Source organism: Providencia rettgeri (assembly GCF_001874625.1).
In the GTDB taxonomy this organism is placed as follows: Bacteria; Pseudomonadota; Gammaproteobacteria; order Enterobacterales; family Enterobacteriaceae; genus Providencia; species Providencia huashanensis.
The window spans coordinates 941,298-958,794 of the sequence record NZ_CP017671.1 but is presented as its reverse complement, the minus strand read 5'-3'; the positions used below and the strand labels follow the sequence as shown (position 1 = coordinate 958,794).

Below are 17,497 nucleotides of genomic sequence, written 5' to 3'. Positions count from 1 at the left end.
CCTTAATAATTCCAGTTAACCGAAAACGCAAATGTAGCAGGGTCTGTTTTAAAACCATCGGGTTTAGAGAATGGGGTGCCAATTGAAAGGTCATAGCTTAAGTTGGCAGGGTTGATTGCACCACGTAGGCCAATCGCGCCGCCTGCAAGGTGTGTACCTAAATTAATGTCAGTTCCACGCCCGCTAATTTTGCCGTAATCGACGCCCACATATAGCTCTTGAGCGGGGACAGGTAATGCCCATGATAAGGTGTTACGTAGCGTCCAGCCTTCATCCGCACTGAGAGTACGTTCGCCATCAAACCCACGGACTGTCCAACGGTTACCAATACTGAATTGGTCTTGGGGGGTCAGCGGCCGGTCACTCCGTTGGCGTAAATATTGCGTATCAAAACGCAAGGTTTGGTCAGCTACGCTGAAAGGCACGCTCGCTGAGGCTGAAAACTGCATAATAATGGCCAGTGCCGTCGCATAATCTTGGGAGTCTTTACTGCGAAACTCTTCAAAAGCAGGCATCGCACCAAACCAACGCGTACCGTGTTGATAACTTGCCCCTAAATTAATAGTTGATTGCCCCACATATTGGCGGTGATTTAAGCCCAATTTCCATGCGGTAGTGCGGCGCTTTTGGTTTTCAATTTCGGTGTTTTGTACAAAGTTACGGGTTTCACGCAAATTCACATCATAGGTGGCGGTCGTTTTAGCCGTCGCATCACGGTACAGCACATTACTCAGTTGCAGGTTCAGGCTTTTGCTTTTACCGCGATATTCAATATCACTGTTTGCACCAGCGATGGTTTGGGTGTATTCATAATCACTTGCGGTAGTGGCAAATTGCCAATACCCAAAGGGTACCGAATAATGAGCGCTGTAGTTGGCAGTATCTTTATCGCTGGAAAAACTTAAATCCCGCGTTGCCGTAATGTAGAAAAGGTCACTAAGCGAAGTCGGGTTATCCAGTGCCAACATCACCCCTGCTTGGTTTTTACCGGTACTTTTTGAGCCTGTATTGTCCACCCACGCACCTGCATGCCAATAGCGTGACTGCTGCCGATTAATTACGATTTGGGTTTCCCCTGGGCCATCCCCCGGCACCATTTCCATTGAGGCTTGCACAGTAGGTAAACGTTGTAGATTTTCTAAACCTTGCTCGATATCACGCAAATCTAATAAATTACCTGAATGCGCTGGCATCGCGGTATACAGCGTACTGTATTGTGATGAGTCATCCGTAAATATGACTTTTTGCACTTTTCCGGGCATCACAACCAACTGGAGAACGCCAGTCGATAAATCTTGTTCGGGAACCAATACGCGACTGGTGATCCAGCCATGGCTAATTAATCTATTTTGGACATCTGTCACTAATAAATTAATGCCATCAATACCAATACAGTGACCCACTGCCTGATTCGCTAGCCTTTCAATAGGCACCCAATGGGGAAATGCCTCTTGCCCACTGACAGCAACTCGTTCAATTAAGAAACAGGGATTCTCTTGCGGAAATTTTAACCGTGTTTTTGCTATAGCCGCGGATAAATTTACATCAGGGGATTTCGCATCAAACTGTTGTTGTAAAGTTTGTTGTTGATGCGTTTGGCGATTGAATAAGTTATCGGTGTTATCCGGCTTCAATAACTGTTCTTTTGCTAAAACAGGAAAACAAAAGGTAGAAAAAAGAGTTCCGAGTAGTAAGGTACGTACATTAATCATTAGCTTTTTTTAATTATTTACATTTAAGTTAAGTCAATATACGTAACTTTACATTTTTTTGTTTAAATGACAATCCTAATGTTTATTATTTAATGTTAATTATTTAATTAAAATGTAAATACAGAATTTTCTTACAAAGATAAATTTATCAAATGGATAGCAAATACAATATCCATGATAGTTGTACTCAATATAAATTTTCGGCTTAGTTAACCCCAAGTAAATGCACTTAGAATGAAAATTTAAGTAAATTAGAATCAAATAGTTGCAAGGTACACTCAATTAGAGGGTAAAGAGAATCTAATTAATTACATTTAAAATAGTTTGTTACACTTTTTTATCAGGAAGGAGGAAAAAACTTATTCGAGTTTTTAAAACCCTCTTTTCTCCCCTCGAACTAAAAAGACGAAGGTTTCAGAGGGCTTTTTGATGAATATAGATGAGATAAACCAGTTAGCTATTACTGATATTGATTTTTAATGCCGCAGCAATCGCTAAAGGGGAAAAAGTGATACTCGCAGCGAATAAAGCCGCTAAAATAGCAAAATAGCCATCTAATGGCATTTTAAAACTATGGGCTTCCATCGTCCCTGTCGCATAAATAAGTACTGGGATATATAAAGGAAGAACTAGCAGGCTCACTAAAACACCGCCCTTCTTCAATGAAACCGTTAATGCGGCCCCAATCGCCCCAATAAAACTCAGCACTGGTGTCCCTAATAGTAACGTCCCCACAAGCACTAAAAGTGTATCAGCACTGAAAGACAGCATTAATGCGGCAATGGGAGATAACAGGATCAACGGCAGACCAGTCACTAACCAATGGGCGATAACTTTAGCGAATACGCTAATAAATAAGGGGTGTGGTGCGAGTAACAACTGTTCAAGGGAACCATCAAGATAGTCGTCTTTGAATAAGCGTTCTAATGATAAGAGTGACGATAAAATTGCAGCCACCCAAAACACCCCTACGGAGATACGCGCTAATAACTGGGGCTCAGGCCCGATACTTAGCGGAAATAATGTGATAACAATTAAGAAAAACCACAACGGGTTCATCAGTTCAGAAAAACCACGAAATGCAATTTTGAGTTCTCTATTAATTAATAACCAAAACATGATTCAACCCCACCAGTCAGTTTTAGTGACCCAAATTGCCCCGACATGGCTTGATGAGAGGTAAATAAAATGATGCCCCCCTGTTTTGCATGTTGATGAAAACGCTCTGTTAAGCGTTCCACACCAGCTACATCAATCGCAGTAAACGGCTCATCTAATACCCATAATGGTGCATCACTTAGCCATAACCTAGCTAAGTTCACTCGGCGCTGTTGCCCTGCTGACAGTTGGCTAACAGGGATATCTTCATAACCAATTAAAGAAACTTCCTCTAAAGCAGACCAAATCTGCTCTCCAGCATCCCCTTTATGATGCATTTGATGATAAAACTTTAGGTTTTCGTAAGGGGTCAATAAGGATTTAACTGCCGGTTTATGCCCTAAATAAAGTAGGTGACGGGTAAACTCCTCTTTAAGTTTATCAATCGGCTGATTATTCCAACAAATAGCCCCCTCATCAGGTTTTAATAGCCCAGCCACCATGCGTAAAAGGGTGGTTTTCCCCGCCCCATTTGGCCCTTCGACCTGTAAAATTTCACTGGGCTGCACCGTAAAATCTAGCTGGTGAAATAACACTCTATTTTGCCGATGGCAACTCACCTGTTGAGCACTTAGCATGAAGCAGAATTCCTGTTTTGATTTAAAGGTTAGCTTTTTGCAACTTTATTCAACAGCATATCACTAATCGAGTCATTGGATATTGCGTCACCGCAAAGCACTTGCATCAAAACTTCAGAGCCTAGAGTCGATAATGAAAACAGCATATCCGGCTTCAATAAACGAACTTTATCCATATTGTTTTCTTGGTTGATCAAAACCACAGTTTTAACTGGGTTATCACTCCCTGCTAACTCTTTCACGCCCAATAAAGCAAATGTACTGAGTGAATCACTGTCTGTCATAATCAGCACACACTTAGCATGCTTTACATTGGCTGCAGCGAGTAATTCACTACTCGTTGGGTCCCCAGTTACAATGTTATCTTTTTCTGGATAGTGACTTCGATGGTTTTCTTGGCAAATAACTGCAACAGGTAATTCACGTTTTTTCAGGCTTTGGTAAACATTCACAGCCATTGGGGTACTGCCAATCACCACATAATGATTTTTCATATAAGAAAACCTCTTACGCACAATTTCTTTTGTGCCTTTCGCTAATACCCCAACGATATAAACCACTGAAGTGGTAAAAATCGTGATCCCTAAAAGAATGACTGTCACTGTAAATATCCGTGCATCCACGGTGACTGGGACAATGTCGCCGAAACCGACTGTTGTCATACAAACCAAAGCAAAATAAAAAGCGGTCGTGCCATCTTTAACGACAGGTAAAAATTCATCACCAATATACAAAGTACCAAAAATTGAATAGAGCAATAATGCAATAATACAGGTAATGGCCACGAACCCTGCACTGGTTAAGCTATGGTGATGATATAGCTTCCAAAATACGCAAAGTGCCACTAACAAAGCGAGGGAGAAATAGCCTTGGTGAATATTTTCTTGCACTAATTTTAGATCAACAAATGAAATGATCCCGAGTAAAAACAACGAAAACACCCAGGCGATCCGCGCACCATTGACCATAAATAACGAAAGGAAAATCAATGAAATCCCCAATAGGAAACGCGGGATATCCAGTAATTTCATAAAGCCTAATGATTTTAACCACTGTGTTAGCCCTGATTCACGCCAATCAATGTAGTCTGTATAAGCGCTTAAAACAGGTTTTAAAATCATTGCACCATCAATAATAATCAGTAAAGAAAGTAATACCCTGATTGATAAGGATGATTTCAGAAAAGCCACAAATGAGTTGTCTAACATGAGTTGCTCTCACCCTTTATTGATAAAATTTGCAAATTTTTGATATACCATAAATATATCAAAGGATAATATCAATTCGCTAAATGCGATAACACATAATTATCCGTCATCATAGTATTTCTATAATAACCTATAAAACATCGTCTATAATTGAATGTCACCTTATTTGGCTATTTGCTAACATGAAAAAAACAAAGAAAAATTAAGAAATCCTTATTGATAGATAACATATTTTTGAACTTAATTTACACCTTTTTATCTAAACACCGATTTCCCAATTATTTTTCAATGTGACTTAACGATAATAGAAAACAAGAGTTTACAAAACTATGGTTAACACTACACGCTCTGCAAGATTTAGCTGGATCTCTTTGTTCTGGTTATTAATCTACTTTTGGTATTTTTCGTCATTATTACAGCTATATGTGCTTGTTACTGGGCAAAGCAACTCTATCGGCTTAAGGGACTCATTACTTTACAGCTCCCTTTGGCTAATCCCCGCCTTACTTTTTCCAAAAAAAATTAAGCTGGTTGCAGGGCTGATAGGTATCGTCCTGTGGCTATCTTCTGTGGTTGCTCTCGCCTATTTTGTTGTTTATGGGCACCAAATATCACAAAGTGTTATGTTTGTGATGTTTGAAACCAACACCAATGAAGCTGGGGAGTTTCTTAAACAATATTTTAGTTTCAAAGTGGTTGGTGTAATACTGGCTTATACTGTCGTTGCTATTTTTCTTTGGACACGCCTAAAACCAGTTACACTTCCAAAATCAGGGCGAATCGGTATCTCATTACTGATTTTAATTATTCTGTTTGGTATCCCTTATTATAATAAAGGAATTAAGCAAGACCGCCCAATAGCCAATGTCGCCTCTTATGTGAATAGTAAACTGGCATACGCAGCTCCATGGCAGTTTGTGAGTGGTTACTTATTATATAAGAACCAACTTGCGAATATGGAAGAGCTCATTCGCGATAATAGCAAGATCCCACCATTAGAAAACTTCGTCGATGCGAATGGTAACACTCCTCGGACATTTGTGTTGGTTATCGGTGAATCCACCAGCCGTGATAGAATGAGTTTATACGGCTACACACGCCCAACAACGCCTGAATTAGATGAGCTCGCTAGGGATTACCCAACAAATTTGTCAGTATTTAATGATGTCGTGACATCGCGTCCTTACACCATTGAAGCATTACAACAAATTCTCACCTTTGCAACTCAAACAGAACCGGAGCTATTTAATTCCCGCCCTTCCATCATGAACATGATGAAACAAGCAGGTTTTAAAACGTTCTGGATCACCAATCAGCAAACGATGACCGAGCGTAATACGTTACTTACAGCGTTCTCTCGCCAAACGGATAAACAGTATTACCTCAATAATGATATGGCACAAAGCTCGCGTATATACGATGACGTGGTCTTTGCTCCGTTTAAAGAAGCGCTCGCTGACCCTGCTGAGAAAAAATTCATTGTTGTACACCTATTAGGGACGCATATGCGCTATGAATTCCGCTATCCGGAAGAAAAAGCCATATTTAAAGGGAAAGACGATGTTGTCCCCAAAAACCTTAATGAAGATGAAGTAAACGATTATAACGCTTATGATAATGCACAACATTATAATGATTATGTTGTTTCAACATTAATTAAAGACTTTGATTCTTCAAAAGAAAATGGCTTTTTAGTCTTTTTCTCCGACCACGGTGAAGATGTCTACGATACACCGCCACACAAAATGCTAGGGCGTAGTGAAGGCAAACCAAGTAAAGTCATTTACAATGTTCCTTTCCTTGTTTGGCAGTCCCCTGAGTGGTTGAATACCCATCAATTTGATTTAAATGATAAAACAACTCGCCCATTTAGTACTATGGATTTTATCTATGCATGGTCTGACTTAGCTGGGTTAAATTATACTGGGTTTGAATCTCAAAAAAGCTTATTTAACAATGAGTTTAAACCGCAACCCCGTTATATAGGCGACCCTGAAAATAAATCATCACTGATGCTTTATGATGATTTGAAGAAATAATATGAGGGTAAGTAGATGAGGTTTGCTTCATCTACTTACTTGCTTTATGCAATAATTTTTAATTCATGGCTATTTTTACGGTTTATCTTACCATCTCGTAAAATAAAACTAACTTCTCCGCGCCAAAATTCAGCTAAGAAAATATCATCGACAGAAGCAATTCCTTGTAATTCAATTTGCTGCATTAGCCATTCTTCATCCCTTTCAATAGAATCTAACTCGCTATTTCTAACGATGCCATCTTTCATCAAGATCACCGAAGGCATATTTTTTTCATCACAAATAACCGTTAGCTGCCCATCAGGCTCTATTTGTGCATAATAAATTTCTTGAAATGAGTGAATACCTTGGGCGTGTATCCGTGAAGAAATATTAATAATGTCGATTTTATTTCCTTTTTTTAAGATATTTTCCATAATGAACTGCCCTTTTTTGATGATTGGTATGGGATTACCAATTGCAACATTACGAAAAAAATTAAACTTTTTTGTTAGAAAATTCAAAGAGCTAATAAATAAAACACCAATTATTAAAATAGTAATATACTGATAAAGAGGGATAGTATCACTGTAAATGACCCCACCAATTATTCCCCCAAGCACAAAATTGCCAATAAAATCAATTGGTGTCATCTGGGAAAGCTGAGTCTTTCCTGATAAATTCATATGTGTGATAACAATAGCGAAACCAATAATAAACTTCAAAATGATAAACGAATAATAGTACGTCATATTGCTATCCCTCTATTATCTCAATTAAAAATATATTTTTATCGTTTGTAAACCGACAGCTATTCATCATTTTAGCTGGTTTGCTTACTTATATGTCTACATGACCGACTTAACCATTAAAATATTTTATTTGCCTTTCAACCAAGTCGGCCATCAAGTCTCTTTATCTACCCTAATTTATATTAACCTTTCAAAAAATCATTAATTTTTTTTATAACAATTTTACTTTCAACTATATTTAAATATGAGCATTATGATTAATGCATTTGCATGATTTCAATCACCCCTTTAATACTAAGGATATGTTTATGAATACGAAAGTTATCGCCTCACTATTTTTTGCTGGCATTATGACGGCCATAGCAGGCTGTGATGACGCATCCAAAGGGAATGATACGGTTAAGCAAGCTGAAGAAAAAGCACAACAGCTAAAAGAAGATGGTCAGCAAAAAGCAAATGAACTCTCTGAAGATGTAAAAAATAAGACCGAGGAATTAAAGCAAAACACGGCTGAGTTTGGCCAAGAAGTCAAAACAGATGCTATCAATAAAGCGGATGAAATGGCCACCGATGTGAAAGAGAAAACGGAGTCACTCAAAGCCGAAAACGATGCTAAAACAGATGAGAAATAAGTTTTAGTAACGCTAAAAATAGGAATAAGCTTTGATTAATCAATAAGTCAAACGCCTATACTCTCACCTTATCTGCAACCTTAAATGCAGGCTTAAATGCCTGCATTTCCCATTTTTTATTTTTCGTAACAATAAAAGTACTAAAACCTTCCTTACTTAATGGTTATCTCGTTATATAGTGGGGTTTCTTTTATAACGTCGATATCAGGATTTTTCATGCAAATTAAATATAGCCTTGGACATGCAAGCCCCAAACTCGTGGAAGATGCATTTGACCTACGCCAACAAGTCTTTACCCACGAACAAGGCTTCCCTGCTGACATCGATGTTGATGAATATGATGATACTGCCTTGCATGTCGTTTTGTACCTTAATCAACACCCAGCAGCAGTGTTACGTTGCATTCTGTTTGAAGAGACCGGGTTAGTCAAAGTGGGCCGTGTTGCGGTACAAAAACAGCATAGAGGAAAAGGGCTAGGCCGCGAACTCATGAAATTTGTTGAGCATTACGCACAACAACATCATTTCAAAAAAATAGGCCTTTCTGCACAACATACTGCCATCGAGTTTTATCACTCTTTAAAGTACCAAACAGAGGGGGAAATGTACGATGAAGACGGAGTGGACCACATCTATATGACTCGCTCTCTAGAACAATAATTGACCTTGAATTTAATTTTCTCGCCTCTATATTAATATTAGGTCAATAATTAAACAAACCGAGGTTTCTTATGGCGAATGGCTGGGCAAATGAAAATGCCGTTCAAGAACAAATTGATGCAACATTAGATGACGCAATCACCAAAGCTCGTAGCCAGTTACATTCAGGTGAAAGTGCTGAGATTTGTGAAGAGTGCGGCGAAACCATTCCTGAAGCCCGTCGTTTAGCCTTACCAGGGGTCAGGTTGTGTATCAGCTGCCAAAATGAATTGGATAAAAAAAACGCTGCGTATAGCGGCTATAACCGCCGTGGAAGTAAAGACAGCCAGCTACGATAATTCTGTTAATCTCACTGCTAACTTATCGTTTTTACGTAAAAAACCGCTTGTTTTATCTATTTCGATTAACTTCTCCATAAAGAATGTAAATATTACATTATAACTTATTAATAATATGATAATTAACATGATATTTTTATTACATCCTTATTTTATTTCCCGCTGTTGTTGATCATTTATCCATATCGTGGCAGTATGTCCGCCTGATTTTTTACACTAAAGAGGGTTCAAGGCTCAAAATTAATCACTACTTTTAGCCGTTTTTACTGCTATTAACACGATGTATTTATTGTTCTTTCTACTTTGTTTCCTTAGGAAACCTTTCACAATTATCCATTGTTTCATTAAGAAGGACAGCAGGTTGCATACTTTGTCTCTTATTGGTATGCCAAAAATAAAATAAAACAAAAGAAGGTTGTTATGAGTCAAATAAATGATGATTCTAAAAAAGTTCGCTCCAAAATTAGTCCCCCAGTATTTTATAGCTCCGCAATTGTTATTTTGGTCATTGTTGGCTTTGCTGCCTTAATGCCCCAAGTTGCAGAATCTCATCTAAGTCATCTTCAACAAAATTTATTTAATAACGCCAGCTGGTTCTATATCCTTGCTGTTGCGATTGTTCTATTGAGTGTGACTTATCTGGGACTCTCTCGTTATGGGCAAATAAAATTAGGACCGGATCACGCACAGCCAAATTTTAGCTATGTTTCATGGTTTGCCATGCTATTTTCCGCTGGTATGGGTATTGGTTTGATGTTCTTTGGTGTTGCTGAACCAGTAATGCATTATCTGAACCCACCTATTGGTGATCCCCAAACCGTTGAAGCCGCTAAAGATGCCATGCGATTAACCTTTTTCCATTGGGGGTTACACGCTTGGGCGATTTACGCCATAGTTGCATTAATTTTAGCCTTTTTTAGCTATCGCCATGGGCTTCCTCTTACTTTACGCTCCGCTCTTTATCCTATTATTGGCGAGCGTATTTATGGTCCAATTGGTCACGCTGTCGATGTTTTTGCGGTTGTCGGTACCGTATTTGGTGTCGCCACATCGCTCGGTTTTGGTGTTTTACAAGTCAATGCGGGGATGAACCACTTATTTGGTCTGCCCGTTAATGAAATGGTGCAAGTTGGGTTAATTATTGCTTTTACAGGCTTAGCGACTATCTCGGTGGTCTCAGGGTTAGATAAAGGTATCCGTATTTTATCTGAACTCAACCTTGGTTTAGCCTTCCTATTGTTGCTCCTTGTTCTTATTTTAGGGCCAACAGTATTACTGTTGAAATCGTTTGTTGAGAACACAGGTGGCTACCTATCAGAGATCGTCACTAAAACCTTTAATCTTTACGCTTATGAACCCAAATCAAGTAGTTGGTTAGGGGGATGGACTCTCTTGTATTGGGGTTGGTGGTTATCATGGTCTCCATTTGTAGGGATGTTTATCGCTCGTATTTCTCGTGGGCGTACTATCCGTGAGTTTGTTACTGGAGTACTGTTTGTTCCTGCCGGTTTCACTTTAATGTGGATGACGTTCTTTGGTAATACTGCGATTGATTTAATTAAAAATCAGGGAGCTACTAAGTTAGCGGAAACCGTACAATCTGATGTTTCTCTCGCCTTATTTGAATTTTTAACTTACTTTCCTTTTTCTACTGTATTGTCATTTTGCGCCATGCTGATGGTCATTGTGTTCTTTGTGACTTCGGCGGACTCAGGTGCAATGGTTGTTGATACCCTTGCCTCAGGTGGTGATTCAAATACCCCTATTTGGCAGCGTATCTTCTGGGCAGCCCTGATGGGTATTGTTGCTATCACTATGCTACTCGCTGGTGGTTTACAAGCCTTGCAAACGCTGACGATTGCGAGTGCATTACCATTTGCTATGGTCTTGTTAGTCTCTATTTATGGTTTGTTTAAAGCATTGCGTGTCGATGCCTACAAACGCGATAGCCAACAGCTCGCAACGATCGCTCCTACAGCAAGCCGTAATCCTATACCGTGGCAGCGTCGCTTACGTAATATCGTTTATTTCCCTAAGCGTTCACATGTTAAGCGTTTTATCGAGGAATCCGTGAAACCTTCAATGGAAATGGTATCAGAGGAACTCGAGAAGCAAGGGACGGTTTGCCATATCCACACCGACAGAGATGACCGGATCGGGTTTGAAGTGGATTTAGGTAATGATATGAACTTTTTATATGAAGTTCGCCTTCGTTACTATATTCAACCGTCTTTTGCCTTAGCAGGTATGGGGGATGAAATTGATGAAGAGAAAAATGAAGAACAACGTTACTACCGTGCTGAAATCCACCTAAAAGAAGGTGGGCAAGATTATGATGTGATGGGTTGGGCTAAAGAACAAATCATTCACGATATTCTTGACCAATATGAAAAACATATTCATTTCTTACACTTATTGGGTAAGTAGCATTAAAAAAGAACTTAGTCATTAGAGACTAAAGTTTATACCGCAGTAACCGCCATCTTTACGTAAAGATGGCGGTTATTTATAATACTTTCCTAACTTTAATCATGGTACATACGAGGAAAATATTCACTAATTTTGTCGTTATCGAATAACTGGTCTACAGTGAAATCAATGGTATCAGAGACAACGATATAGTTTCGAAGAGGGATTGGAATATCATCTATTGTTAAAAATACTGTCGGAACAATAAAACGATAATAATCCCCCATTTTTGTTTTTCCATCATATCCTATTGGGTAGTTATCACCTTCTGAAGGTAACTCTAAAGCTTCATAACAAAACATTCCCATTTTGGTAGCTAGTGAAGCAATACAATTTTTATTATTTTCAAGTCTAGAATTAAAACTTTTTATTAATTCATCCTTATCTCGGTATGATTCATAAGAGTAGCTTGAATATAAATCGATTGTATAACTACCTCTCAAATTTATTTCGTTAATATATTCTGTTGAGTCTCCATCTATATATTCACATAAAAGGTTAACATCATTTTTGCTAATAGATGAGTTAAGTAAAATTGTAGGTAGCCAACCATAACCATTACTTAACATCAAGGATAGCAATCCATTTTTATCTCCGGCGACCCAACTATAATTACAAGCAAAATCAGGTGACCAATTATTATCTAACTGTAATTCCATAGATATCCTTATTATTCTAAAAATACTTTGATGCAATTTTTACAAGTAGATACAAGCGCTTCTGGCGGAACTTCTGATATATCAAATCCATGAGCATCTCTAGGTCTATATGCTTGTGAAATCCTTATATCTGTTGGTTTAACTCCTTGTCGTATTAGCTGGTCAGCAGCTAATACCTCTCCACATCCCCCAACAATATTATTACAATAAATAGTTTTAGTCCCAACATCAGCTCCCCCCAACTTTTTCTTGAGAAGAATTATTGTATCTTTATGAAGCATATCGGCCTCAATTTTATTACCTACGCTACCTTTGACAATGATAGTGCCACTTTTTATATCATATGCAGCAACCATGGTTGCTGTATCTCTAGCTTTGTTTTTAGATGAAAATTTATTAATTTCCTCAATAACTTTTTTATTAGCCTCAACACGTAATTTCTCAGCGTCTAGAAGAGACTTTAGTTTACTCGCATCTTGTTTTCCAGCTATTAGCATATGCTTTGAGCTGTTCATGGCGGTATTTGCGAGTGCTTTTGCCGTATCCTCTGAGCTTGCTAATAATTTATAACCCGCTCCTAAAGCTGCCCCGCTAGAAATAGCGGATTCTGGAGCAATAACTTCAGCTGAACTAATGGCTAGTTTATTGATGCAGAGCACTAGCCCTGCTTTGCATCCCTGCACCCCTAATTTCGCTGCAGCTAATATTTCAGGAGATGCTGCTAAAACAATTTCACCGCCAATAACTGCGACATATCCACCTGCTGCAACAAAACCAACAAATATTGCCGCTTCTTGGCGCGCAGCAACTCTTTGTGCGGCAGCTTTATCTCCTTTAGCTGCTGCCATCATATCCAGATTGTTCTCTATAATTATTTGCTGTAGTTGATGCTCTGTATAATTGTACGTATAAACCAGCTCAGCAGAATTAGCGGCAGAAAAAGCCCCTTCTGGCTTATGGGTAATTAATGCCCCTGCAAATCCACCTAATACTTTAGTGAATTGAGTTTTGGCATCATTCCCCTTAATAGCATCTTGTAGTAATGCGAGTTGTCTTTCTTGCTCATTGATATATTTTGGCTCAAACAATTTACTGTTTAATGTTATTGCAGCCAACTCTGCTGCTAGTGCACCAACAACTGCACCTTTCGCATCTCCACCAGCAATTTCAGCACTTACACCCGAAACAACAGAGTGACTTAATAGTTTTCCTGTATGGCCTAGAATCTCCCCATTGTCGCCAATAAGTCGAGCACCCTCAGCATTAATCTGATTTCCAATATTACTGAGTAAGGCAGTCTTAAAGTTATCAGTAAAACTGCCACCTTGTATTGTGGTATTCACTGTTGAGCTAATTACCGATTGAGCTGCAACACGCTGGGCAACTTTACCCCAATCTCCATTGCTTAATAGCGGTAATTTAGCATCTGCTGGATTACCTTTAGTCCACCCCATTTTTATATCTAGGCCATTGAGCGCTCCTGAAATCACCATCTGGGTGATGATTGATTTGACGACATCGCTTTTGCCCAATGAATTCAGAGTTTTGGATAGATTCCCTTGGTTTTCAGCCAATGCGACTGCGGCTTGTGTGGAAAGTGCTGTCATGCCTGAGTAGGCTGCGCCGGAAATGACTGTTGCAGTAGTTCCGCTAGATCCAGACGCTGCCCAAGCTGCAAACTGTGATGCCGTACCTGACGTCATCGCCGCAACGGTTATCATGATTAACGCTGACGCCACTGGATTTAAGCTTTGGCTTTTATAATCCCAACTGTCATACGCATCTTGAACCAATCCCCATTGCACATCCTTGCGGTCTTTTAGACCCGCTAACCATTTGGTGCCTTCTGTTTGACCTAGAGCATTCAGGGCATTTTGTAAGCTTTGATTATTTTTGGTTTTAACATCCGCAGTAATCCCTTTATTCGCATCAACAGTCAGTTTTCCACCAATATGCAATGCAGGTAAAACCCATTTATCTGAGGTATACCCTTTGTTGCGTTGAGTGATATAAAACCCTTTAGAATTTGTAATTACCTGTTCAAATTGCGAATTTTTGACAGCTTTAAAATTGACCTTGCCTGTTTGGCTGGTGATTTTGGCATTCTTGCCCGCATTAATTTTAGTGGCTTCTAACGTCACATCATCTTTGGCGTACAAATTAATATCGCCGCCTGCGGTAAATTCAGTGACTTTATTGGTTTTATCACTACGTGTTTTTCTAACTTCCTTTTTAGTAATACAAAGCGTCCATCGATTACATTTCTTTTTATACTCTTCGAAGTAACTAGTTTCCTCCATCGCTTGCGCATAGAGATATCCGCCTTTTGCTGCAATATCCATTGCCCCTTTGGCGACGAGGCGAGACGCTTGGAAAAGAATGCTCCCCTCAGACAAAATGGTCAGGGTTTTACCGCTGTTAATTTCAGTGCCTATCTGGCGATATAACTCTTCAAATCGTTTACCTGATTGTTTTCGATAATTCGTTTTGACAGACTCTAAGCGTACATTTCCCCCACTTGAGAGTGTGATGTCACCTAGGGATTTAATTGTGCTACCTTGTGCGGTCAATGCACCATTGGAGGCCAGTGTGACGCCTTTATCACCGGAGAGTGTCGAGGTCACATAACGTACATCTTGATTGTCTTCGTTGGGGTTGGGAATGGCGGAATAAGCGGTAGCCGTTAATTTAATATCACGGCCTGAAATTGCAGTAATTTTATCTTTTGATTGGAGATTGGCGGATTGCAAGTTAATATCACGTGCCGCATTTAACGTAATATTACCATTCGCAATAAGTTGAGAGCGCAGCTCTGGGTAGCGATTGGTTTTAAATATATTATCAACATCTTTAATAGATTTTGAGCCTAATAAAATATCTTGTCCTGCATTGAATGACAGTGATTTTCCACTGTTGAAGGCAATGCCACGCGCTTCAATATTTTTACCTGCGGTGAGGTTTATTTCCCCCGAACTAGCCCAGTTTCCTATTTTTGTGAGTAACGCATTGATATTGGCAGCAGGCTCTGAAGCTGCGAGTTTCATTAAATTGGATTCATCGCGACGAATAATAATATTGTCATTGGCACTGATAGAGAGTTTATTCGTTTTGGCTAACTGCACATTATCAAATGTAACGTTTTTACCGGCTTGTATATTTAATGAGTTCGATGCGTTAAGGACCGGGGGCGATAACACATTCCCCTTAAAAGCAGAGATAGGATTCAAGTTATACTGAATACTGCCATTTCTCGCAATTAAGGTACCGTCTTTAGCGGTTAAGTTGACTTGTTTAAGATTAAGGTCATTATTCGCAATTAGGCTTTGTGATTGTTTTGCAGCGAGCTGTGCATTATGAATATTGATGTTTTGACCTGCGATAATAGACAGATCATTTTCAGACTGTAAGTTAGAGGAAATATTTATATTATTAGAATTTAAGATAATATTTTTGGCAGTAATAGCAAAAGAAGGATTCCCTATTTGTACTATTTTTGCAACGGGCTTATCAGTATTAGGAAGTTTACTTTCAAGATTAATAGTATTTTTAAAATCAAGGACAACATTATTTCCAGCTGATATCGTTTTATAGTTTAAAGTTTCAGGCGCCCAAGAATAAAATTTATCGATTAATTTAAAATCTACTGGCTCACTAACATAAAAAATATCATAAGTTCCATTATCCTCACTTTCATCTGCAAATTTTCCTAAATCTGCATTAGATGTATCGTATTTATACCAAAGATCTAATTTTCCTGAATCAAAAGAGGATATTGATGCATTTTGCCCAGTCAATATCACATTGTTTTTTGAAGCAATTTTTCCAAAATCACTAACTAAATTATTTGCGTTAATATAGGTATTCTTTCCTGATGTTATAGTCCCAATGTTTCCTAGACCCAAATACTGTTTTCGCTCAACATTAATACTGTCACTGTTGATTAAATCAATTTTCCCGAACCATTTTTTATAGGAGAAGTTCTCTAATCGAGGATAAAGTGAAATAATCGATACAACACCTTGCCTTTTTCCAAAGTAAGATGAGACAAAATCTTCACTATAGTTAGTTGTTGCATTGATATTAGAAGTTTTTATGGGAGATGCATTCGCCGTATTTGTCAGTTTTTTGGTCCGAACCACCAAATCCCCCGCATTGGTCTTTATTGTCCCTGACTTATTCTCAATCAGGGTACTCAAATCCCCTTTGGCATTTTTTTGCATCCACAGATTATCTTGTGCCTGAATCAGTGCGTTATTACCCGTATTACTGACTTTGTCAGCAAAGACACGTATATCCTTACCTGCGATAACTTTCCCATTATTGGTGAGGGTGTTGGTGGCTAATGTGATGTCCTTGATGGCATTCACTTTAGCGTTGGTGTTAATTTGCAGATTTTTGGTGCTGACATTAATGTCTTTTTTACCTTGGATATTGCCTGCAAGGGTAATTTTGCCATCGACAGTTAACGTTAGGTCATTTTGATTAGTTTGCACATTGCTGAGGTTAACCCCCACCCCTGCCTCCGTGCTGACCAATTTAACTTGGTTAACATACATCCCCCCTAGCGCCTTAGTATCGATTGAGACACTCGGTTTTGCCCCTTCACCGGCAATCGGTGTCACGGTGCCTTTTTGAAAATCAATACGGTTAGTACCTTGCATCAAGGTCAGGTTTTTGGCTTTAATTTGCCCATTCAGTTCTGTGGCACGGCTAATAATATCGGCATAGGTTTGCGCTTGCGCATTCATGCCATTTGCCCCGATAACCACACTACCTTTTTTCACCTCAACCGCAGACAATGCGCCCTTGTTATCAAGAATGGGTTTCCCCGTGGTCAAAGTGATCGCAGGGGTATTCACAAAACTACAACCATTACAGGTAATCCCATTCGGGTTGGCAATGACGACATTCGCCCCTTTACCAACCACTTCCAACTTACCTTGTAATTCAGAGCGGCTACTGCCAGTGACTTCGTTGATAATCAGATTGGCGGCGTTTCCCTTTAAATTCGCATTGGCTTTAACCTGCCCTGCGATTTGGGAATTCACATTAGTGGTGGCGTTATTGAGTACCGCGCCTTGTTTATCGACACTAAATTGTTGGAATTTATTATGCGATACCCCCGCCCCATTCGGCGTAGCAATATTAATAATCGGGACATTCTTTTGTTGACTGACTTGGGTGTTTTTATCTGCCGCAGTCATAGCGGCTCCCCAAGCGGGATGCAAAGGGTAGACAGCGGTTAAGAAAATAATGGTGTAACTTAATAACCGCTTAGGCCGTGAAGGCAGTTGTTCATTTAGCATAAATAAT

At 39.2% G+C, this 17,497-nt stretch carries 12 protein-coding genes; 5 read left to right on the top strand and 7 right to left on the bottom strand.

The window, feature by feature from the left end; translation table 11 throughout:
* Positions 1-2 precede the first annotated feature (2 nt).
* The 4 genes from RB151_RS04080 to RB151_RS04065 form a co-directional block, all read right to left on the bottom strand.
* Positions 3-1,712 (bottom strand): ShlB/FhaC/HecB family hemolysin secretion/activation protein, encoded by a 1,710-nt coding sequence (locus tag RB151_RS04080; RefSeq protein ID WP_042846835.1) that lies wholly within the window; start codon positions 1,710-1,712, stop codon positions 3-5.
* Positions 1,713-2,165: 453 nt separating this feature from the next.
* Positions 2,166-2,831 (bottom strand): heme exporter protein CcmB, encoded by a 666-nt coding sequence (ccmB, locus tag RB151_RS04075; RefSeq protein WP_042846836.1) that lies wholly within the window; start codon positions 2,829-2,831, stop codon positions 2,166-2,168.
* A complete protein-coding gene (gene ccmA, locus RB151_RS04070) occupies positions 2,816-3,448 on the bottom strand; it encodes a cytochrome c biogenesis heme-transporting ATPase CcmA (RefSeq protein WP_042846837.1) in 633 nt (210 codons plus the stop codon). The genes ccmB and ccmA overlap by 16 nt, the downstream gene beginning before the upstream one ends.
* A 29-nt stretch (positions 3,449-3,477) precedes the next feature.
* Positions 3,478-4,656: an ion channel gene (locus RB151_RS04065; protein WP_042846838.1), complete on the bottom strand. Its 1,179-nt coding sequence runs from the start codon at positions 4,654-4,656 to the stop codon at positions 3,478-3,480.
* A gap of 329 nt (positions 4,657-4,985) precedes the next feature.
* Between RB151_RS04065 and cptA the strand changes: the two genes are divergently transcribed.
* Entirely contained in the window at positions 4,986-6,695 is a 1,710-nt protein-coding gene (cptA, locus tag RB151_RS04060; protein ID WP_042846839.1) for a phosphoethanolamine transferase CptA, read from the top strand.
* Between the two features lie 44 nt (positions 6,696-6,739).
* On the opposite strand, the gene RB151_RS04055 is transcribed toward cptA, so the two are convergent.
* Positions 6,740-7,426, bottom strand: coding sequence for a DUF421 domain-containing protein (locus tag RB151_RS04055; protein WP_042846840.1), 687 nt, complete (start codon positions 7,424-7,426; stop codon positions 6,740-6,742).
* Between the two features lie 308 nt (positions 7,427-7,734).
* Here RB151_RS04055 and RB151_RS04050 point away from each other — a divergent pair, with 308 nt between their 5' ends.
* The 4 genes from RB151_RS04050 to RB151_RS04035 all read left to right on the top strand — a co-directional run bounded on the left by RB151_RS04050 (position 7,735) and on the right by RB151_RS04035 (position 11,483).
* Positions 7,735-8,058 (top strand): hypothetical protein, encoded by a 324-nt coding sequence (locus RB151_RS04050; RefSeq protein WP_042846841.1) that lies wholly within the window; start codon positions 7,735-7,737, stop codon positions 8,056-8,058.
* A gap of 216 nt (positions 8,059-8,274) precedes the next feature.
* Entirely contained in the window at positions 8,275-8,718 is a 444-nt protein-coding gene (locus RB151_RS04045; protein WP_071547730.1) for a GNAT family N-acetyltransferase, read from the top strand.
* Between the two features lie 71 nt (positions 8,719-8,789).
* A complete protein-coding gene (locus RB151_RS04040; protein WP_042846843.1) occupies positions 8,790-9,056 on the top strand; it encodes a DksA/TraR family C4-type zinc finger protein in 267 nt (88 codons plus the stop codon).
* A gap of 420 nt (positions 9,057-9,476) precedes the next feature.
* The gene (locus RB151_RS04035) at positions 9,477-11,483 is read left to right on the top strand and encodes a BCCT family transporter (RefSeq protein WP_042846844.1); all 2,007 of its coding nucleotides are present in this window, start codon (positions 9,477-9,479) and stop codon (positions 11,481-11,483) included.
* 98 nt (positions 11,484-11,581) lie between these two features.
* On the opposite strand, the gene RB151_RS04030 is transcribed toward RB151_RS04035, so the two are convergent.
* Both RB151_RS04030 and RB151_RS04025 read right to left on the bottom strand, forming a co-directional pair.
* Entirely contained in the window at positions 11,582-12,184 is a 603-nt protein-coding gene (locus RB151_RS04030; RefSeq protein WP_042846845.1) for a hypothetical protein, read from the bottom strand.
* An 11-nt stretch (positions 12,185-12,195) separates the two neighbouring features.
* A complete protein-coding gene (locus tag RB151_RS04025) occupies positions 12,196-17,490 on the bottom strand; it encodes a DUF637 domain-containing protein (RefSeq protein ID WP_225832842.1) in 5,295 nt (1,764 codons plus the stop codon).
* Positions 17,491-17,497 lie beyond the last annotated feature (7 nt).